Genomic DNA, 19,978 nt, shown 5'->3' with positions numbered 1-19,978 from the left:
CCACTCACATCGAAACCCTTCCAATACGGGATCAACACAAGGTTAGGAGAGAACATGTCTGAGACAAACACGATACCAAGCTTTGGAGCGATGCTGCGCAATGCCCTCGGGGATGCAATCGTCGCAGACGCTGACGAGAACTTCCTGGACATGTGTGACGAAGAGATTGTGTTCGAGTTCCCGTTTTCACCAGAAGGATCTGTGCGAAAGCTACAAGGGCGAGACATGATGGCGGCCTATCTACCGAAGGCTGGCAGCCTCATCAGCTTTGAGTCCATGAGCCCTGCAATCACTCACGTTTGCAAAGACGGTGAAACCTTCGTTTTGGAGTTCTCTTGCAAAGGTAAAGGCGAGGCCGGGCGCTATGACCAGAATTACCTCTCGGTCATTGAGGTCAGGAACGGACGCATCGTGCGATACCGCGACTACTGGAACCCTCTGGTTCTGCTGAATGCCGTCGGAGGGATCGAAACTCTGAAATCGAAGCTGGAGGACTTTATCGATGACTAAGCCCATTCTTGTCACCGGTGGCACAGGAAAGACTGGCAGCCGCGTTTTCAAGCAGCTGCGCGCAATGGAGCTCTCCCCTCGCGCCGGAACGCGCAATCCTCAAAACAAAGATGAGGTACGCTTCGATTGGAAAGACCCTTCGACGTTCGACGATGCTTTCGAAGGTGTCGGTGCCGTTTATCTCGTAGCACCCACGGACACTGTGGATTCATTGGGAGCAATGCAGGCGGGGCTGGAGGCAGCACTAGCTTCAGGCGTCACGCGCTTTGTGTTGCTGAGTGCTTCGTCGCTAGAAGAAGGCGGACCCATGATGGGAGCAGTGCACGCCTGGCTGCGCTCCAACGCACCAGAATGGGCAGTTTTGAGGCCAACATGGTTCATGCAGAACTTCTCGGAACTTCAACACCGCGATCACATTCGCGAGGAGTCTACCATTTACACAGCGACAGGTGACGGTCGAGTTGGCTTTATCGATGCGGGCGATATTGCAGCCTGCGCAACGGCTTTGCTGGTCACTCCTGCTATAAAATACAAAGACTATATACTTACCGGTCCCGAAGCGATTTCCTATGATGTGGTTGCTAAGACGCTAAGTAGTCAATTGCGACGGCGGATTATCCACCATCGCCTAACCGTCGACGAACTGGCGGAACGTCATCAGAAGCACGGGCTACCCGAAGAGTATGCAAAAACGCTGGCCACTATGGACGGTGCAATCGCGGGCGGATCGGAGGATCGCGTCACCAATAACGTGCTCAAATTGACCGGCTCGGTGCCAACTTCCATCGATCAATTCGTTCAGCGAAACCTGGACGCATGGTCAACTTGACAGAGGTGCTAAAAACCGTCCGCGCTCTACGTATCTTGGTCGGGCTTTCGATTAGATGGTTCAAGGAATCCACATAGGTAAGCTCGCTTCCGGCTGAGTTGTTTTCCAACCGGCAATGACGAAAAGGCTTTCAGCGGATCACAGCGCACGCTGCAAAGCGCGTTCAAAAGAAATCTTTGGGGTGCTCTTTCGTAGGCAAGTGAGCGAGCTCCCAATCCATGTTGAAGGTCTGTTTTGTCGCGTATTCCGGACATTCAGAACCAGGTGTCAAATTGCAGGTGAGCTGACAAAACGAACCTTGCGGACATCGCCTTTTGCGGAGAATGTTCCGTCATGATTTACAAACCCAACAGGACAAGCATCACTGCTGCGCAAAAATCACCATCTAAAAAATTTCTTTCAATCACCTTCGTTCGCTATTGGCTACGACAAAACTTGTTTAACGGTGTAACCAACAGTTTGCTGTCGCTAAGTCTAATCGCTCTCATAGTGACCCTATTGTGGAATTTTTTTGTATGGGCGGCACTCAACGGTGTCTGGAACGCAGAGTCTCTTGCCGAATGTAAAGAGATTGTCGAGGTGGCCCATGGTCCGGAGGCGCATGGTGCATGTTGGGGCGTTCTCAAGGGAAGAGTTGGCACAATTCTGTTCGGCTTCTATCCATCCGAGCTTTACTGGCGGCCAATCACAGCACTGGTCCTGCTGTTCGCAGCGCTCGCTCCGTTTGTTTTCAAGTCATTGCCACGCAAGCTGCTATATTTTTCCGCACTGTATCCTGTCATAGCTTACTATCTCATTTGTGGCGGCCTCGGGATTGAAGTTGTTGATTCTCGCCAGTTTGGCGGCCTGTTGCTCACATTCATTCTCGCGGTTTCTGGGATCACTCTAGCAATCCCGACCGGTATCGCACTGGCATTGGGACGACGGTTTCTCATTCGACCCTGTAGAGCCGCTTTCGCGTCTATCATCGCGTTTGCTCGAGGCGTTCCGCTCATTGTATTGCTGTTTGGGGTTTTTCTATTGACCAACCTCCTCCTGCCCCCTGGAGCTTACGTTGACCAGATACTTCGAGGAGTAGCCGTGATTGCATTTCACACTGGCGCTCGGATAGCGGGGGCAATCCACGAGCGGCTGATAGCAATCCCTGAAGGGCAATGGGAGGTGGCGAGTGCTTTGGGATTTAGCCAAAGGAAGACTATCTGGTTAGTCGTTCTTCCCGAAGTACTCAGGGCGCTGTCGCCATGGATGGTTCTAGCCGCTGTTGGGGTATTTCGGGACACGACACTTGTTGCGGCGATGGGTTTCTTTGACCCACTCGGAATATTGGAGGCAACCAGGGCCGAAGTAGTTTGGAATGGCGTTGTTTGGGAGTTGTTTTTGTTTGTTGGATTGCTTTACTGGTCCATTTGTTTTTGCATGACCTGTTATTCTAAATATCTTGAACAAAAACTCGAATCCAAACGCAACCATCCAGTAACCTTGAGGCGACAGTTAGTTGCGCGTTCTATCGTCACCGACTCGACGGCTTAGATGTATCTTCAGGCTGAGGGCATTTTGGGTTGCCAAACTTGCAATCACCTCAGGCACGGCGCGTAGGGCTCAGAGCGAACTCTCGGCGCTGCGGCCCCCTATTTGCAATGGTTTATGAAAGCTCTTCAGGCGAAACAGTTATTCAGGTTTCTTTCCCCATTACATGTGGAAAATACTGTCGATCCCATTCATCTGGGCGAAACAACGCCTTTCCCCAAGAAAGAACAAGGTCTGTATTGCGATAAGGGATTTCTGAAACAGCGCAGTCCCCATCATAACCTTCTGGCGCTATGTGAAAGTGCTCGTCATCTCGGTCAAGCGATTGGAGAAGTTCAATAAACTTGTCTCGGCCGGCTTCGTTGACCCACAATTCGAACTGTCCATTTTCGGTCAAGGACAATGTAGATTGCGATTTCATATCTTGTTCCCGATTCAGATAACGCGGCGTCTCTCGACATAGGCTTTTGCCGACTACTGAAACGTAAAACGACCGGGTGTCTTGCGCCGCTAAGGGGTCAGTTTGGGCTCGCAGCCGACTTTCTCTGCGACGTCCACTAAGCGGTCTTCAGAGCCCTGAGCCACAAATGCCGTTCCACCAACATGATGCAGTGGCATTCGAAAGGTCGCAGCCCAAAACGGACATTCACAACTCGACTTTGCAGTTTTCGAGTTGCGGGTAAGCCGTTCGCAGAAGTCGAACCGGCTTGTGTTCGTTCAGCGTTTTCGGAGAAGAAAGTGCAGTTGAGTAACGTGTTGTACTCAACTCATCTCTTCAGGCTTACAATCACTGTATCTAGAAACAGCCGTGCAAGTTTCGACAAAGACGCATTTCCTGCATGAACAGCGAAGAGTTTGATTTCTGGAAAAGACCACTCCGGAAGCACTTCGATAAATTGCCCCGTCAGCAACTCCTCTTGGCACAGCGGCTCCGGCAATTCGCCGATGCCGTGGCCCGCCAGAACCGCCGCCCTGATAGCGGCGTAGTCATTTATGGAAAGGTCGGGTTCAAAGCGGATGTTTTCAACCTGCCCCCGCCTGGAAAGCATCCAGTTCACATCGCGGGATGAGTGGAACCCGAAACCTATGATTTTGTGATCTTGCAGATCCGTTGCCTGGCGAAGTGACGGATTAGCGGCAACGTAACCTGGCGAGGCGAGCAACCGGTGTCGGTATCTAAGCAATGTCTTGACTACCAGGTCAGGCTCTTCTGGTGGAGCAACGCGAAAAGAAAGGTCCACGCCATCATCGACAAAATCCAGCAATCGTTCCGATACTAGAATGCGCAGCCGCGCGTTTGGATAGCGCAGTTGGAAGATTTCGACGGCCTCCAGAAACAGTACCTCCACTAAATTCGGCGGCACCGTGATTGTGACCGTTCCAGCCGTGTCGCTATGCCTGTCGGTCATTACCCGATTGGCATAGCTGATCGTTTCGAGCCCCTTGCGGCAGAGTTCAAGATAAGTCTGGCCCGCCTCGGTTAGGCGGATTTGACGCTTGTTCCGGTCGATCAGGCGGGTGTTCAAATCAGCCTCCAGCTCGGATACTTTCCGGCTCACCGATGACGACGGCATTCCCAATACCCTCGCGGCCTCAGTGAAGCTCAGAGACTTTGCAACTTGAGCAAAGATAGCAATCGCGTCGTAGCTGGCCATCATATTTCCATATTTGGAAGGGCAATCCCGAAATTTCTGATCTCTTCACAATAGGAAAATGTTATTGTCCTGCCAACAAAGTATAAGAGGTCGGCCTGATGGCGCATGGACACAACACAATCAACTACATCGAATTTCCACTCACGGACCCGTCAGCCACAAAGCAATTTTACGCTTCAGTCTTTGGTTGGGACTTTCAGGAATGGGGTCCAAACTATCTGAGCTTTAGCGGTGCAGGCATTGACGGGGGCTTTAACGGCGAGGACAAAACGCCAGTGCAAAAACCAGGCGTCTTGGTGATACTCTTTTCCAATGATCTCAAAGCATCTTTGGCCAAAGTCAAAGAGGCCGGCGCCACCATCATTCGAGACATCTATTCATTCCCCGGTGGGAGGCGGTTCCATTTTATCGATCCCAACGGCAACGAACTGGCGATCTGGGCAGCGGTAGCGGAATGAGCATTCTCATCACCGGTGGTACGGGCAGCACCAGAATGGAGACACTTCGCATTCTCGGGCAAAGGGTTGCGTCAGGAGTGCGGGCTTTGGTCGGAGACACCGAGAAAGCAAATCTGGTCGCCAGTCACGGTATGGAACCTGCCATCGGCACCTTCGAAGACCGCCCCGCGCTGGACGCTGCCTTATGGAGCAAAAGGCCAGCAAAGTGTCTATGCCACTTGGTTACGATCTCGCCGGAAATACCAATCGTTTGATTGCCAAGGACGATGATCCTGCACTTGCTGCCACGGCGGCGATGCGGCAACAGGCGGACATTATCAAAGGTATCGCGACGCTGCGCGCTTTCTTGGAATCTCAGTCCCCCAACTTAGCCATGGTTGTCGCGACAGGAAATGAAGGCAGTCGCCCGGGTTTTGTGTTGGACGCAGGATTGCCTGCCGCTGAGTTATTCTCGTTTGGTGCCGCGGGGTTAGTGGATAATAATTGAGATGTCGCCCCGTTCTCGAATGGCCGGGCTCAGGTGGTAGCGCCAGGCGTAGTTGTTCTTTCTGCTGAAGTTGGTGGCGGTTGGACGGCTATGAGTGGCACCTGTGTGGCAACGCCACACGTCGCCGGTTCAGCCGCTTTGTGGACCCTGAAGCTGAGCGAAGATGGTTCAATCCTCCTTCCTGGTACCGTTAGCAGTCAAATCGTCGTTGGTTGCCTCTGACGCAGACTCTATTGGTGTTGGGTTAGTTCAAGCCCCTAAGAACTGACATAATTGGGATGGCTGAATCGGAACTCTTCTCTTGATGATGCCTCATCTAGCTCTCAAACGACCCGGTCAATACTCAGCAGATACGCAATGCGCGCTTACTGAGCTTCACTGCGTCTCGTGCTTGTCGCAGCATCCGGTGATTTGGGTTCAGTATCGCCGTTCTCCGCGGTGGCCATGATCGGCTGCTGACAGCCCAATCCAGACCTTGGCGACGAAGCTTTGCGCCCCCTGAAATTCGGACAAGTTGACCAAAAAATGAGTTCAATAGAGATGTTCAATGCAATTGCCACATCCGCACAAGATAGATGCACCAGCGTTTGTTCGTGTTCGACAGATTGCTCATCCTGAGCTATGCGGTTGGAAGTTCATGCCTGACGCGGAACCAGTTCAGAACGCGCAAACAAGTTGGCAGTGCCGACAGTATCGTCACGGCTACCGACTGTCTTGCGAACTTGGTCTTTTCTCGGGTTTCGGGAGTTTTAATCCGCGTTCAGGTTTTCCATTATAACCCGACACACGTGATTTTAATTCTGGTAAGTAGGTTGCAAGATTGCGGCCAGGACACGCAGTAGCTGCAAACGAACCGTGATGATCAATGGCGTCGGGTTCCAAATCGTATTCATCGAGAAGTAGTTGAATTAGTTCGACAAGGGCGTCTAACTGAGATGTCGATGGCACTTCGTTCTCGAAGTTTCCTTCCACCGCAATTCCGATATGGCCCGTTGGATCGTAGTTGGTGTTTGTATCCCCGGCAAAGGCAACCGGCCGACCCTCAGCGACGACGCCATTCGCATCGATGTAAAAGTGGTAAGGCACATCGGCCCAAGGTTTTTTTCGCCTTCCGTCTGCCAACAAACCATCGCTTTGCGAGAACGCCTGCAAGGATCTCAGTTTCTGATCGAGCGGGACAGTTGGCCGCCGCTTTGTCGCACTATGATGAATGGTAATTCGCATTGGATTGTGGCGCTTCATCTGACCAGCGGGGTCCTTCGCACGCCAGTCAGACCTGGACACGATCTCCAGAGCCTTGGCAGCTCGCGCAGACAGGAATGCAACACAAGAGAGCAAAAACGATACACAGAAATTACGACGCGGAGAATGCAATGTTGTTTCCTCCATTCCCTTAGTTCATCAGGCGAACACTTTCGGTCCCAGCATTACGGACCGCTATAGGCTCCAGCCTGCTTAAAATACGCATCACTCACCAGACGTTGAGCTTGCTTTCTAATCTCTTGAGCTTCACTACGGCTGCCTGCGCCGATTACGACCGAATACAGACCGTTGGTCAGGTTCGAGTACAAATCCGTATCAATGATGATAGCCTCACCGGGGAAAAACTGCTCTGCCCGGTTTTTGAGCTGTCGCGCATCGCTCAGACCGCTGTGAGGGAACGAGCCGAGAAAAACAAACCACTCCGAGCGTGCGCCTGCAGGTGCGGGCGCAGGTTCAGGCTCTGGCGTCGTTGGGGGATCATCGGTGGGGGTGATTGTTTTGATATCCCAGGGATGGGCCCAGGCCTGAAATGCGCGGGCGATGAACCCGATTGACGTTGCCCTAGTAACACCACCGGCGTCCTCAATTATGATCCCTGCCACACCCTCAGCCGTCGTGAGCGGTGCACCAGATGTGCCTACCTGAACATTCAGTCCATCGATCAGGATTTGATCGTCCAGATCGACACTGTTTACAATCCCTGACTGGAACGGAACGTACCATTCTCCTGCCCTGCCAATGAACCAGACCTTTGTTCCTCGCTGAATCGGCGCGGCCGGGCTGATCAGTAAGTCTGGCGAGATGGTCACACCTACTGGTAGTTCCGTCCGCAGCACCGCAATGTCGCGCTTTGCGTCAGCCGTCCCGATCAGCGTTGCGGGGAATTGCTCACCCCGACGGTGAAACCAAGTGACCTCGACCGATTTCGCGACTTCGCCTGGTCCCCTACCTCGAACAACGTGGTTAGCCGTGACGATGTACGCGCCTGTTGAATTGTGACCTACGACAAAGCCAAACCCGTCTTGTTGCAGACCGGACTCCCATGTGGTTTTGACTTTCACCACGAGACTTCTGAAGTCACGGGCGAAAGATTCACCAGAGAATTGCTGCGCTTTCGCTTCGTTGTCCCCAAAGACAAAAACAAACGCGCAAAAAGCACTGACCAACAATGACAGAACAGGTCTTAGCATCGTCTTCCCCTCCTCATCCGAATACGGTTCTGCGAATACTCCAGGCAAAGCCCCAAACGATCCCAAGGGCACTCCACAAAAACGTCATTCTGTTATTGTAAAAGATATACTCCAATACGGTCGGCCGGAGGTCGATGGGCTCTCCAGCCTGAACCATCTTGATGACTTTTGCCTTGCCCTCGAAGGTGATCATCAATCGCTCGTCCAACGAGATGCTGACCAGTCGTGCTTCGGTGGCCTCGCGTATTTCAATGTGATCACCGCGGTGGAGGACGACTTCTTTTCGCGCTTGTGGAAACGATAGATGACCAGAGACTATTGTGGACTCAAACTCGAAATTACCGGGGCTAGACGAAATTTTCCGCGCAAAAGACAGTTCCGAAATTTGAACGTTATCAATTCCGCTTCTACTTCCACCCTCAATGCGAATGTGAACAGGCACAGCCAAACTTGGTTCAGCGGCAAACGTAACAATTTCAGGGATGTCAGGAATGCTGGAAGCTGGCCCGTCCAACTGAGGGTTTGCCGCAACATAGCTTGAACCAACGTCCACACTTGTCGCGCTGTTCATAGTCAGTTGCCCGCTCACAGCAGCAGCCTCTGCGAATAGATCGGTTGAGACAGTGTCAGTGTCTATTGTAACGCGACCGCCCTCACCAACCATGAGCGCCTCAAACGTTAGCTGCCCACCTTTCAGTCCAATGCTATCTGGCTGCTCTTCCAAATCCCCTGCAGAAATTGCGGTCGGAAGCTCGACGCTTTCGAACCCAACCAAGCGCAGACGGTCGATTTCACCGATCGAGGCGTTCCATGACCAGTCACTTGAGACCTCGAATTTGGTACTTTCACTTTCCACAAACAGTTTGAGACTACTAACAGGCATTCGAATAACTTGCCCAAGACCGACGATAGTAACGCAAAGAATGCCAATCACGACGGCTAATAAACGCTCGCGCCCGGGTCCTTCTGTGTCAGAAGCCAACAATCGATCATATTCGCGTATTCGTCTCAACTCGGCCGCTATATTCGCATCTGGGTTTGACAAAACAGCGGCTGTAGCTGCGCTTAACTCGGCTTCCCGTTGTTGGACGATCCGGCGTCGTTCCGAGGCTTTCATTGGTTGACCCGTAGAACGTTGAACTGAATTCTTGCCCATTTGTCGCTGTTTTCTCTCTTTGCCGCGACATCTATACGAATTTCGGACGGTGGCCCGTTGGGCAGGCTAACAAAGACAGTTTTGCCAGAACTGACGGGACTATCGATGACGCTTAGCCACTCTGTCTCAACGCCACCTTCGTTCCTACGCCAGTAGATTTCCTCTGCATTCATTGACACACGAAACATGAGCGTGATCACGTCGGACGTCGTGTTATGCGAGTCGCTGGCAACGATCTGAACAGGAACGAAAGTTTTTTCTCCCCCAGTTTCGATCCATCCGTAAAGACCTAGGTTTCGCGGTTTCAAACCCGCTGCTTTTACAACGTCCCCGATTGGCCAGTGCAATCGCGAGCTGCCATCAAGGACCCCATCCATCTGGTAATAGGTCTTGAGTGGAAGAGCGACGGCGCGAACCCTTATCTGCCTATTCATGTGTGGCGGTAAGCTCGCCGTTTCCGGTCCAACGATCTGTACTGTATCGGTTGAAAAATCAAAGGACCGATTTAACATCACTCCTACGAGTTCGAGGCCGATAGCACGTACGGTAGATTCATATAGTCCTTCACAGCGCGTATTGGCTTCTCGAACTTTATAACCGAGCGCGTTGGATACAGGTCTAAGATCGCTGCAAGGGCCTGCAGCGTTCTGAGCACCCGACAATGACGCAACAAATAGAATTGGTGCAAGACTAGAACAAAACGATATAAACTTGGTATATGTCAAAACATGAATCTCCGTATACCAATAGCTTAGTATACTCGAAATCGCCCCAAATCGCTATAAGTGTAAATTGTTGACCCAAAGGTGCTGCCAGACAAATTTCAAACAGTCTCAGCGGAACCAGTCGAGCAGCCCTTTAGGCTCAGCACCCTTTGATTTCTAGCGTACTGCGTGATTCACCGTGCCCAAAACAAGCGGTGAATATGTCTGACCTTTTCTGGTTGAGTGACGAGCAAATGGTTCGTCTGGCCCCCTTCTTTCCAAAGTCCCGTGGCAAACCTCGGGCGGATGACCGGCGTGTCCTGAGTGGGATTATCTTCATCAATCGCCGTGGCTTACAATGGCGCGATGCGCCCATGGAATACGATCCGCGCAAGACGCTCTGCAATCGTTGGAAACGGTAGAGAGGCAAAGGCATTTTCGCCGAGATGCTGGACCGCTGGTCGTGGTGAAGAGAAGACGGTCATGATCGAAGCAGCATATCTCAAAGCCCAAAGGTTTTCCTGTCCGCATTCGCGCTGGCGGCACTCGTCATTTACTGGTTATGAGTCCCGACCCTAAGACGTTATCGCAATGGCAGCTAATACTGGCACTCAAAAGAACGAGAACCGTCAGAACCAATTTCTGATTTTTCTATGAGCCTGACAACGCGCTGAGAATTCTCGGCGCCAATCACACCGTAAGCGAGTAGGACATAGATCGTATAGTTTCAGCCCATCGTTGAAAATGGTGCTTCTTGTTGCTTGGCCTATGGTTTTGTACGTTACGTATGGACAATCGCGCCATTGGGTACGGTGTCCGCGCTCAGGGAAAGTTTCGTTGTTTTGCGAACAATTTTCTTTTGATTTTCTGTTGGTTCAAAATGGCACCCCACAGCGGCACGATACCCCGAAACTGGCGCGCGCTTTGCAACAAGTGGGGTACATTCCACGTGTGTTCGGCCATGCTCACGGCAGGTTGGATCGAGCATGTTACACACGAAAACACGCCAATGTTCCTTCACTTGACCCGTAAGATGCTAAATCAACGCATATGAAATGCCGATCCGACCTTTGCGCAGACAATTGTGCGTGCCGGAGGAGATAAGAACGGGTGATGCCAAATCAAGCAAGACCCATATTTCAAACGTCTAGAACCCTGCTGCGAACCCAAAACTGATCGCAACACTTAGCGTTGAGCAGAAGCTTTATCCATAGGGCTGGCTTATGACGTTGAAGGTATAATCGATTTTTCTTGAAGATAATATCTGTCAAACTGTCGGCACTAATCTGAATGACAACGCCGCATGAGAATGGCGAACCCTTTAAAAATTTCCGACAGAGGACAACAATGAAACACACAACATCACTTCTTACCGCTCTGGCCATCGGCACACTGACCGCGACAGTAGCGGCATCAGAAACGGAATTGACAGTTTACACTGCCGTTGAGGCAGAAGATCTGGCCCGGTATGCTGAGACATTCAACGAAAGCAATCCTGATATCAAGATCAACTGGGTTCGTGACTCGACCGGCATCATCACCGCAAAGCTGCTGGCTGAGCGGGATAACCCGCAAGCGGACGTTGTCTGGGGGCTAGCGGCCACGTCACTGCTGTTACTGAAATCTGAAGGCATGCTGGAGCCCTACGCTCCGGTCGGGGTCGATAGCCTGGATCCAAAATTTGTTGACAATGACAACCCGCCGGCTTGGGTAGGCATGGATGCCTGGGTTGCATCCGTCTGCTACAACACGGTCGAGGCTGAAAAGGCCGGGCTGACACCTCCGACATCTTGGAAGGATCTCACCGATCCAATGTACAAGGATCAGGTCATCATGCCGAATCCAAATTCATCAGGCACTGGTTTCCTTGATGTTTCGAGCTGGCTGCAGATGTTTGGTGAAGACGGCGGCTGGGAATACATGGATGCGCTGCACGAAAACATCGCGCGATATACCCATTCGGGTTCGAAGCCCTGCAAACTGGCGGCTGCTGGCGAAATCCCGATCGGTATCTCGTTTGCCTTCCGCGGTGCTAAATCAAAGGCGGACGGCGCCCCGCTTGAAATCATTGTTCCGTCTGAAGGCGTAGGCTGGGACATGGAGGCAACCGCAATTGTTGCCGGTACGGCAAATCTGGAAGCCGCTCAGAAACTGGTTGATTTCTCGGTCACCAAAGAAGCCAACGAGATGTACAACAGCGGTTATGCGGTTGTGGCCTATCCCGGCGTCGCAAAACCGGTCGAACACTTCCCAGAGGGCCTTCTGGATGCAATGATTGACAATGATTTTGAGTTTGCCGCCAACAATCGCGCGGCAATCCTGAAGGAATGGCAGTCTCGCTATGACGGAAAGTCGGAAGCGAAGTAATCCTATTGGCAGGAGGGGCGTTTGCACTCCTCCTGCGCACCACAGTCTTGTTCCCCCAAATACAACCTACTCACCCGGTTCAGACCGGCCAGGTAAGGCCGTGCCCGAGGTGCAGATATGAGGGCCTCTCCCGTGCTTCAGAAAACGCCACCCGGTGAACTGTATCTCAGTATCCAAAATTTGTGGAAAGCCTTCGGCAGCTTTCTCGCACTCAAGGACATATCGCTGGAAATCAACGAAGGTGAGTTTGTCTGCTTTCTGGGTCCGTCGGGTTGCGGAAAAACTACTCTGCTGCGGGCCATTGCAGGCTTGGACCTGCAAACCAAAGGCACGGTCATGCAGGATGGCAAGGACGTGTCCAACCTGCCCCCGTCCGAACGTGATTTCGGGATTGTGTTTCAGTCCTATGCGCTGTTTCCCAACCTCACAATTGAAAAGAACATCGCCTTTGGTCTGGAAAACTCGGGTCGCAGCAAGTCTGAAATTGTGGTCCGAGTAAACGAATTGCTGCATCTGGTCGGACTTCCCGATCAGGGAAAGAAATACCCGGCGCAGCTGTCGGGCGGGCAACAGCAAAGGATTGCACTTGCGCGCGCGATCGCGTCCAAGCCCGGCTTGTTGCTGCTGGACGAACCCCTGTCGGCGCTGGATGCCAAGGTGCGCGTCCATTTGCGGCACGAAATCAAGGAATTGCAGCGCAAGCTGGGCGTGACCACCGTGATGGTGACCCATGATCAGGAAGAGGCGCTGGCCATGGCTGATCGCATCGTGGTCATGAATCACGGGGTTATTGAGCAGGTAGGTCCTCCCACAGAAATCTACAGGGAACCGTCCAACCTGTTTGTGGCTGATTTTATTGGTGAAATGAACCAGGTTCAGTCTCAAGTAACAAAGGGCGGGCGGCTGAGCGTGGGCGAAAAAACTTTTGCCTGCTTAGGCCATCAATTTAATGACGGAACACCGGTTGTGGCGGCAATCAGGCCAGAAGATGTGATACCCCATGAAGCTGGGTATCTGGATACAGGTGGCAACCGAAACTGCATCGAAGTCACACTTGATGAGATGGAGTTTCTGGGCTCATTCTGGCGCTGCCGTCTAAGCAACGAGCGGTTCGGATCATCGGAACTGATTGCCGATTTCTCGATCAATGCTGTGCGTCGTCTTGAACTGGAAGAGGGACGCAGCATGGTGATTGAGCTTCCTGAAAATCGCCTGATGGCCTTTGATGTTCCGGAGACCGAGGCATGAGCACGATCTCTACCAACAGCGATACCATGCCACCTGGCGCCAACATCAAGCCCAAGCTCAGCCGCGACGACATCCTCATGCGCGGCAGCATGATGGTCATCGTTCTTTATCTGATCGTGACCCTGGCGTTGCCGCTTTACACAATGCTGTCCAAGTCATTTTCCACCTATCGGGTGGAATTGTCGCAATACGAATTCCAGGTCAGCGATGAAGCGGGCGTTTATGACGCGACGATCCTGTCTGGAGATGCTCTGAACCGTCAGACCGAGACGTTTGCAGACACCGATCTTGTGACTGGTTCGGACGGGCGTTTGCCGGTGACGGGTCTGTTTCCGGATTTCAGCTTCCGCAGCCCGGTCATGTACCAGATCCGTAATGCAAGCGACACCGGACGCTTTCTGGTCGGATCAAAGTTACATGACGGCACTGACTGGGTCGAGCTTGATTCCAACACCTTCCGCCGGGTTCAGTTGCGGCCAGTTCAATCGCGGGGTCTGGATAACTTTGTAAACTACTTCTCGACACCTGCGCTTTTCAATTCAATCAAAAACTCGCTTTGGATTTCCATTGTCAGCACTATTGTGACGGTGACGCTGGCCTTTTGGTTCGCCTATGCGCTCAATCGCAGTTGTATGCGGTTCAAGGGCGTCTTTCGCCTGATCGCGATGGCGCCGATTTTGGTCCCTTCACTGTTACCAGGTATTGCGTTGGTATACCTGTTCGGCAATCAGGGCATGATCAAGGAATTGCTGTTTGGCGCAAGTATATACGGCCCGATCGGCATCGTGATCGGATCAGTCTTTTTCACCTTCCCACACGCCTTCCTGATTATTTCAACAGCGCTGGCAATCTCGGATGCACGGCTTTATGAGGCTGCGGCGAGTCTGCGGTCAACACCATGGCGGACGTTCTGGACGGTCACGGTTCCGGGTGCCCGCTATGGCCTGATTTCAGCCGCCTTCGTGGTGTTCAATCTGGTAATTACCGATTTTGGCCTGCCCAAAGTCATCGGCGGGCAGTTCAACGTGCTTGCGGTGGATATCTACAAACAGGTAATCGGCCAGCAAAACTTTGAGATGGGCGCTGTTGTATCCGTGGTTCTGGTGATCCCGGCAATCCTCGCCTTTGCCATCGACCGCATGGTCCAGTCCAAACAAGTGGCACTGTTGTCGGCGCGGTCAGTGCCGTATCAAGCAACCCCTAACCCGAAAGCTGACCGCCTATTCCTTGTCTATTGCAGCCTTATTGGGGTATTCATCGTCGGCCTTCTGGCCGTGTGCCAGTTCGCGGCGCTGATCAAATTCTGGCCCTACGATTTAAGCCTTAGCCTGCGAAACTATCAGTTCGACAAGATGGATGGCGGCGGATGGGGATCATATTTCAATTCAATCCGGTTAGCCCTGCTGACCGCAATGATCGGAACCACTGTTGTGTTCTTCGGCGCTTACCTCGTGGAAAAATCGAAAGGGTTCCGCACTGGCAGGTCGGTCTTTCAGATGTTCGCGATGCTGCCAATGGCAATTCCGGGAATGGTGCTGGGGCTGTCCTACATCTTCTTCTTCAACAACCCCTCGAACCCGCTGAACGGCATCTACGGCACTATGGCGATATTGGTGATCTGTACGGTGACGCACTTTTACACAGTTTCGCACCTGACGGCGGTGACCGCACTCAAACAAATGGACCGCGAATTTGAGTCCGTCTCGGCCTCGCTAAAACAGCCGACGATGAAACTTTTTGCGCGGGTTACGGTGCCTGTATGTCTGCCTGCGGTTCTGGACATATCCATTTATCTGTTCGTGAACGCAATGACGACCGTATCGGCGGTGGTGTTCCTCTACTCGCCCAAGACCACGCTTGCGTCCATCGCGGTGTTGAACATGGATGATGCCGGGGACATCGCACCGGCTGCGGCGATGGGGATGATGATCTTTTATACAAATGCTCTCGCCCGGATCATTCACCTGACAGCGTCCAAGGGAATTCTGAAACGCACCCAGGCCTGGCGCAGTCGCTAGCTGCCATTCTTGGTACCCTGCCCCGCCAATCAGGCGTTGGCGGGGTTTTCTTCCAAGGTACGCTGCGCAAACTCTGTGAAGGCGCGGATGATCTTCACTTCTCGCCTCTGCGACAGCGATATGATGCTCTCACCCATCTGCAGGTTGATGCCTTTAAGCTTGATCTGTCGGAGGCGGTCATCATGACCGTACTCCGCCTGCGAGACGAAGCCTATACCTGCGCCCGAGGCCACAAGTTCCCGTATCGCCTCACGTCCTTCTGCCACAATCGCCGGTTTCAACGTAATCCCGTGTTTTTTGGCCTCGTCTTCCAGTTTCTGGCGCGTTTTCGAACCTGTTTCACGGAAAATAAGCGGCAGAATTGACAGCTCTTCCAGGGACAGGGTGGGTTTCGACGCCAAAAGAACACCCTGTGCGGCAAAGGCCACGATCTCGGTGGAACCAAGGCTCAAGACATCCAAATCCTTGCCTGGAGACAGGCTGCCCACTACGCCAATTTCCGCGTTGTAAGCCCTTAGTTCTTCCAGAATCTCCTCACTATTCCCCGAGCGCACGCTGATCGTGACATTCGGATTTTTCTTCTGAAAGGGACCCAGAAACGCGGTCAGGTGGTGCGCTGAGTCGGCGATGATTCGTAACTCTCCATCGATCAAAGCCTTGGTCTCAGAAAGGTAATCTTCGATCTGACTTTCGATCTCAAAGTATTGCTTCGTAAATCGAAAAAGCTGCTCACCGTCGGGGGTTAGGGTTACACGTTTGCGTTCGCGCTGGAACAACAACAGATCGTGGTCCTGTTCCAACTTGCGCACCTGCTCCGAAATTGCCGGCTGCGTCAGAAAAAGAGCCTCTGCCGCACGCGAAAACCCACCATGCTTGGCTACAAAATGAAAGGCTTTGAGCTGGCTGTGTCGCACAGCGGTCCTCCAATGCCAGCTCATAGGCTGTGCTTATAATAAGATTGATATTTGCAATTTCACATATAGAAACCTTTGCTGCAATTGTGTTCTTGAAAATACCTTTCTGGAGCCTGGTTATGACGCCTTCCAACCCCAAAATCGAACAACCGCGCCTCGGTGAAGCTTACCTTCTGACGCCCGGCCCATTGACGACGTCCTATGCCGTGAAGGCAGCTATGTTAAAGGATTGGGGCAGTTGGGATGATGACTTTCGCGCCATGACGCGCGAGGTCCGGTCCAGTCTGCTGGCGTTGCTTGGCAAGGGCGCTGATGACTTCGACTGCGTCCCAATGCAGGGCAGTGGTTCGTTTTCAGTCGAAGCGATGCTTGCATCATTCATTCCGCGCGATGGTAAGGCGCTGGTACTAGCAAATGGTGCCTACGGTCAACGCTCCGCGAAGACCCTGGAGTATCTGAACCGCGCACATGTGGTTTTGGACAAGGGCGATTATCTGCCGCCCCGCGGCGACGAAGTTGCCCGCATTCTTGCCAAGGATTCCGATATCACGCACGTGGTTGCGATACACTGTGAAACCAGTTCGGGCATTCTGAACCCCGTCGAAGAGATTTCCGAGGCCACCTATTCCGCCGGGCGCAAGCTTCTGGTTGATTCGATGTCTGCTTTCGGTGCGATCGAGTTGAAACCAAGCGAGATCAGGTATGAGGCAATGGTGTCCTCGGCCAACAAATGTATCGAAGGCGTGCCCGGATTTGGTTTCATAGTTGCCCGAAAATCCGAGCTTGAGGCCGCTGAGGGCAACAGCCATTCGTTGAGCCTGGACGTGCATGCGCAATGGGCACATATGAACAAGACCGGTCAGTGGCGGTTCACCCCTCCCACCCATGTAGTTGCGGCGTTCATCGAGGCACTTAGGGCGCATACCGCCGAAGGGGGCGTTCCTGGCCGCGGCGAGCGATATACCCGCAACCGTGATGTCATGGTCGCGGGAATGCGCAAGTTGGGCTTTGAGACCTTGCTCGACAGTCGCTGGCTCAGCCCAATCATCGTCACTTTTTTCTGTCCGGCGGACGAAAACTTCGTGTTCGATCAATTTTATAACCTGATGAAATCAAAGGGTTTCATCATTTATCCGGGAAAACTGACGGTCGTTGATAGCTTCCGAGTCGGATGTATTGGCCAAATGAATGAAGAGGTCATGCGCAAAGTTGTGACAGCTGCAAAAGAATCATTGGAGGAGATGGGTGTGAAAAACGCCGCACCGCCCCTCCGGGCATTGGAAGAACGCGCCAAACTGGCCGCATAACTATCAAGGAACGTATCGAGATGACTATCCAAACCCCTGTCGTAGCCAACGAGCGCGTCTATCCGACGCCGAAAGTGCCCGCAATCGCAATCTGCCTGGATGGGTGCGAACCAGAATATCTGGAAGTCGCAATAGCCAAGGGGCTGATGCCCAATCTCAAGAGAATGAGAGAAGAAGGCACGGACCGGCTGGCTCATTCCGTGATCCCGTCCTTTACCAATCCGAATAATCTGTCAATCGCGACCGGGCGCCCTCCCATCGTGCATGGTATTTGCGGCAACTACTTGATTGACCCAGACAGCGGAGAAGAGGTGATGATGAATGACGTGCGTTTTCTGCGCGCGCCGACCATTTTCTCGCAATTCTACGATGCAGGGTTCCGCATTGCCATGGTCACCGCCAAGGACAAACTCCGCGCCTTGCTTGGTGCGGGGTTGAAATTCGACGAAGGTCGGGCCGTCGCCTTTTCTTCGGAACGCTCGGGCGAGACGACGATGGCCGAGCACGGTATTGACAATGCAAGCAAATGGCTGGGCATGTGCGTGCCCGAGGTCTATTCGGCCGAACTGTCTGAGTTTGTCTTTGCTGCGGGCGTCAAGCTGTTGAAAGAGTTCAAGCCCGACGTGATGTATTTGTCGACTACCGACTATATTCAGCACAAATTCGCGCCCGAACAGCAAGGCGCGCTGGATTTCTACGCGATGTTCGATCGCTATCTGGGCGAACTGGACGCGCTGGGTGCAGCTATCGTGGTGACCGCCGATCACGGCATGAAGCCAAAACACTTGCCTGACGGATCACCCGCCGTTGTCTATGCACAGGATCTGATGGACGAATGGCTGGGCAAGGACGCCGCGCGGGTCATCCTGCCCATTACCGATCCTTACGTCGTGCATCACGGCGCTTTGGGATCTTTCGCGACCGCCTATCTTCCCGAAGGCGCAGATCAGGATGACATCATTGCCAAACTCAGGTCGACCGAGGGTATAACCCACGTGCTGACCAAGGCCGAAGCCATCGAGCAGTTCGAGCTGCCGGGCGACCGGATTGGCGACATCGTGATGGTTTCGGGCGAGAACATCTGCATTGGCACGTCCGAGCACCGTCATGATCTGGCGGCCCTGAAGGAACCACTTCGCAGCCATGGCGGTTTGACCGAACAAGAGGTTCCGTTCATCGTGAACCGCGTCATCGACCTTCCGAACCAACCGGTTTTGCGCAACTTCGACGCCTTTTTCTACGCAACCACAGCGGCGGCACAGTAAGTCATGAAAGATCAGACCATGTCGAACATCGAAACACGAAACGAAGGGATGCGGATCGGCGGTGAGATTGTCTTTACCGACGAAACGGTTCCGGTACTCTACCCCTACACCAACGAGGTGGTGGGCCATGTTCCGGCCGGCACCGCCAAGCACGCGCGCAAGGCCTTCGAGATTGCGGCAAACTACAAGCCGAAACTCACCCGGTATGAACGCAGCCAGATCCTGCAGCGCGCGGGGGAACTGATCGGCGAAAAGCGTGAATATCTGGCCAAATGGCTGACGCTTGAACTGGGCATCTGCCACCAGCATGCGATCTACGAAACCAAGCGGGCGCAGGATGTGTATCAATTCGCGGCAGCGGAGGCGCTGAAAGATGATGGTGAGATTTTTTCGTGCGACCTGACCCATAATGGCAAGGCCCGCAAAATCTTCACCACGCGCGAGCCGGTGAAGGCGATCAGTGCGATCACGCCATTCAACCATCCCCTGAACATGGTCAGCCACAAGATCGCGCCGTCGATTGCTACCAACAATTGCATGGTCTGCAAGCCGACGGAACTGACCCCGCTGACCTGTCTGACGCTGGCGGATATTCTGTATGAGGCGGGTTTACCGCCCGAGATGTTCCAGGTTGTCACCGGCTGGCCCGCTGACATCGGGGATGAGATGATCACTAACGAAAATATCGACATCATCACTTTCACCGGCGGCGTGCCTGTGGGCAAGATGATTGCCGAAAAAGGCGTCTACAAACGCCAGGCGCTGGAACTTGGTGGAAATGATCCTCTGATCGTCCTCAACGACCTCAGCGACGCTGATCTGGACAAAGCCGCCACGATTGCAGTTGCAGGTGCCACCGGCAATTCCGGCCAGCGTTGCACCGCGGTAAAGCGCATTTTGGTGCAGGAAAGCGTGGCGGACAAGTTCGTGCCGCTGGTGCTGGAGAAGGCCAAGAAGATCAAGTTCGGCGACCCGCAGGACCCTGAAACCGAACTGGGCTGTGTGATCCACGACAAGGCGGCAGAGCTGTTCGAGAAACGCGTCTACATGGCCGAGGAAGAAGGCGCGGAAATCCTCTAT

At 53.1% G+C, this 19,978-nt stretch carries 18 protein-coding genes and 2 pseudogenes; 13 read left to right on the top strand and 7 right to left on the bottom strand.

Annotation, left to right across the window (positions count from 1 at the left end):
- Positions 1 to 54 precede the first annotated feature (54 nt).
- From ACR1XY_RS19880 to ACR1XY_RS19870, 3 genes are all read left to right on the top strand, one after another.
- Positions 55 to 510 carry a nuclear transport factor 2 family protein gene (locus ACR1XY_RS19880; protein ID WP_480595734.1) on the top strand — a complete coding sequence of 152 codons (456 nt, stop codon included), beginning with the start codon at positions 55 to 57 and terminating at the stop codon, positions 508 to 510.
- Complete coding sequence (locus ACR1XY_RS19875) at positions 503 to 1,339, top strand: ergot alkaloid biosynthesis protein (RefSeq protein WP_480595731.1); 837 nt, start codon at positions 503 to 505, stop codon at positions 1,337 to 1,339. Before ACR1XY_RS19880 ends, ACR1XY_RS19875 begins: the two co-directional genes overlap by 8 nt.
- A gap of 333 nt (positions 1,340 to 1,672) precedes the next feature.
- Positions 1,673 to 2,869 carry an ABC transporter permease subunit gene (locus ACR1XY_RS19870; RefSeq protein WP_480595729.1) on the top strand — a complete coding sequence of 399 codons (1,197 nt, stop codon included), beginning with the start codon at positions 1,673 to 1,675 and terminating at the stop codon, positions 2,867 to 2,869.
- A 142-nt stretch (positions 2,870 to 3,011) separates the two neighbouring features.
- Here ACR1XY_RS19870 and ACR1XY_RS19865 read toward each other — a convergent pair whose 3' ends face one another.
- Together ACR1XY_RS19865 and ACR1XY_RS19860 are read right to left on the bottom strand one after the other, a co-directional pair.
- The gene (locus tag ACR1XY_RS19865) at positions 3,012 to 3,287 is read right to left on the bottom strand and encodes a hypothetical protein (protein WP_480595727.1); all 276 of its coding nucleotides are present in this window, start codon (positions 3,285 to 3,287) and stop codon (positions 3,012 to 3,014) included.
- A 346-nt stretch (positions 3,288 to 3,633) separates the two neighbouring features.
- A complete protein-coding gene (locus ACR1XY_RS19860) occupies positions 3,634 to 4,521 on the bottom strand; it encodes a LysR family transcriptional regulator (RefSeq protein WP_480595725.1) in 888 nt (295 codons plus the stop codon).
- Positions 4,522 to 4,619: 98 nt separating this feature from the next.
- Between ACR1XY_RS19860 and ACR1XY_RS19855 the strand changes: the two genes are divergently transcribed.
- The 3 genes and pseudogenes from ACR1XY_RS19855 to ACR1XY_RS19845 form a co-directional block, all read left to right on the top strand.
- Entirely contained in the window at positions 4,620 to 4,979 is a 360-nt protein-coding gene (locus tag ACR1XY_RS19855) for a VOC family protein (protein WP_480595723.1), read from the top strand.
- Positions 4,980 to 5,163: 184 nt separating this feature from the next.
- Entirely contained in the window at positions 5,164 to 5,466 is a 303-nt protein-coding gene (locus ACR1XY_RS19850) for a hypothetical protein (RefSeq protein WP_480595721.1), read from the top strand.
- 15 nt (positions 5,467 to 5,481) lie between these two features.
- A pseudogene (locus tag ACR1XY_RS19845) lies at positions 5,482 to 5,688 on the top strand (S8 family serine peptidase); the annotation flags it as partial.
- A 480-nt stretch (positions 5,689 to 6,168) separates the two neighbouring features.
- On the opposite strand, the gene ACR1XY_RS19840 reads toward ACR1XY_RS19845, so the two are convergent.
- The 4 genes from ACR1XY_RS19840 to ACR1XY_RS19825 form a co-directional block, all read right to left on the bottom strand.
- The gene (locus ACR1XY_RS19840) at positions 6,169 to 6,855 is read right to left on the bottom strand and encodes a peptidoglycan recognition protein family protein (protein WP_480595719.1); all 687 of its coding nucleotides are present in this window, start codon (positions 6,853 to 6,855) and stop codon (positions 6,169 to 6,171) included.
- Positions 6,856 to 6,893: 38 nt separating this feature from the next.
- A complete protein-coding gene (locus ACR1XY_RS19835) occupies positions 6,894 to 7,790 on the bottom strand; it encodes a S1 family peptidase (protein WP_480595717.1) in 897 nt (298 codons plus the stop codon).
- A gap of 142 nt (positions 7,791 to 7,932) precedes the next feature.
- Complete coding sequence (locus ACR1XY_RS19830) at positions 7,933 to 9,036, bottom strand: hypothetical protein (RefSeq protein WP_480595714.1); 1,104 nt, start codon at positions 9,034 to 9,036, stop codon at positions 7,933 to 7,935.
- Entirely contained in the window at positions 9,033 to 9,800 is a 768-nt protein-coding gene (locus tag ACR1XY_RS19825; RefSeq protein ID WP_480595712.1) for a hypothetical protein, read from the bottom strand. The genes ACR1XY_RS19830 and ACR1XY_RS19825 overlap by 4 nt, the downstream gene beginning before the upstream one ends.
- 200 nt (positions 9,801 to 10,000) lie before the next feature.
- Here ACR1XY_RS19825 and ACR1XY_RS19820 point away from each other — a divergent pair.
- The 4 genes and pseudogenes from ACR1XY_RS19820 to ACR1XY_RS19805 all read left to right on the top strand — a co-directional run.
- Positions 10,001 to 10,295 (top strand): annotated as a pseudogene (locus ACR1XY_RS19820) (transposase); the annotation flags it as partial.
- Between the two features lie 831 nt (positions 10,296 to 11,126).
- The gene (locus ACR1XY_RS19815) at positions 11,127 to 12,146 is read left to right on the top strand and encodes a putative 2-aminoethylphosphonate ABC transporter substrate-binding protein (RefSeq protein WP_480595710.1); all 1,020 of its coding nucleotides are present in this window, start codon (positions 11,127 to 11,129) and stop codon (positions 12,144 to 12,146) included.
- Between the two features lie 132 nt (positions 12,147 to 12,278).
- Positions 12,279 to 13,394, top strand: a complete 1,116-nt coding sequence (locus ACR1XY_RS19810) for a putative 2-aminoethylphosphonate ABC transporter ATP-binding protein (protein ID WP_480595708.1) — start codon at positions 12,279 to 12,281, stop codon at positions 13,392 to 13,394.
- Positions 13,391 to 15,412, top strand: a complete 2,022-nt coding sequence (locus tag ACR1XY_RS19805) for a putative 2-aminoethylphosphonate ABC transporter permease subunit (protein WP_480595706.1) — start codon at positions 13,391 to 13,393, stop codon at positions 15,410 to 15,412. Before ACR1XY_RS19810 ends, ACR1XY_RS19805 begins: the two co-directional genes overlap by 4 nt.
- Before the next feature lie 29 nt (positions 15,413 to 15,441).
- Here the strand turns inward: ACR1XY_RS19805 and ACR1XY_RS19800 are convergent, their stop codons facing one another.
- A complete protein-coding gene (locus tag ACR1XY_RS19800) occupies positions 15,442 to 16,350 on the bottom strand; it encodes a LysR substrate-binding domain-containing protein (RefSeq protein ID WP_480595704.1) in 909 nt (302 codons plus the stop codon).
- Between the two features lie 95 nt (positions 16,351 to 16,445).
- Between ACR1XY_RS19800 and ACR1XY_RS19795 the strand changes: the two genes are divergently transcribed.
- From ACR1XY_RS19795 to ACR1XY_RS19785, 3 genes are all read left to right on the top strand, one after another.
- A complete protein-coding gene (locus tag ACR1XY_RS19795; RefSeq protein WP_480595702.1) occupies positions 16,446 to 17,633 on the top strand; it encodes a 2-aminoethylphosphonate--pyruvate transaminase in 1,188 nt (395 codons plus the stop codon).
- A gap of 20 nt (positions 17,634 to 17,653) precedes the next feature.
- Positions 17,654 to 18,898 carry a phosphonoacetate hydrolase gene (gene phnA, locus ACR1XY_RS19790; protein ID WP_480595700.1) on the top strand — a complete coding sequence of 415 codons (1,245 nt, stop codon included), beginning with the start codon at positions 17,654 to 17,656 and terminating at the stop codon, positions 18,896 to 18,898.
- A 3-nt stretch (positions 18,899 to 18,901) separates the two neighbouring features.
- A partial coding sequence (locus ACR1XY_RS19785) for an aldehyde dehydrogenase family protein (protein WP_480595698.1) occupies positions 18,902 to 19,978 on the top strand: 1,077 nt, incomplete at its 3' end.

The organism is Ruegeria sp. AD11(2025), assembly GCF_056542405.1.
This window is presented reverse-complemented; position numbering and strand designations above follow the sequence as displayed.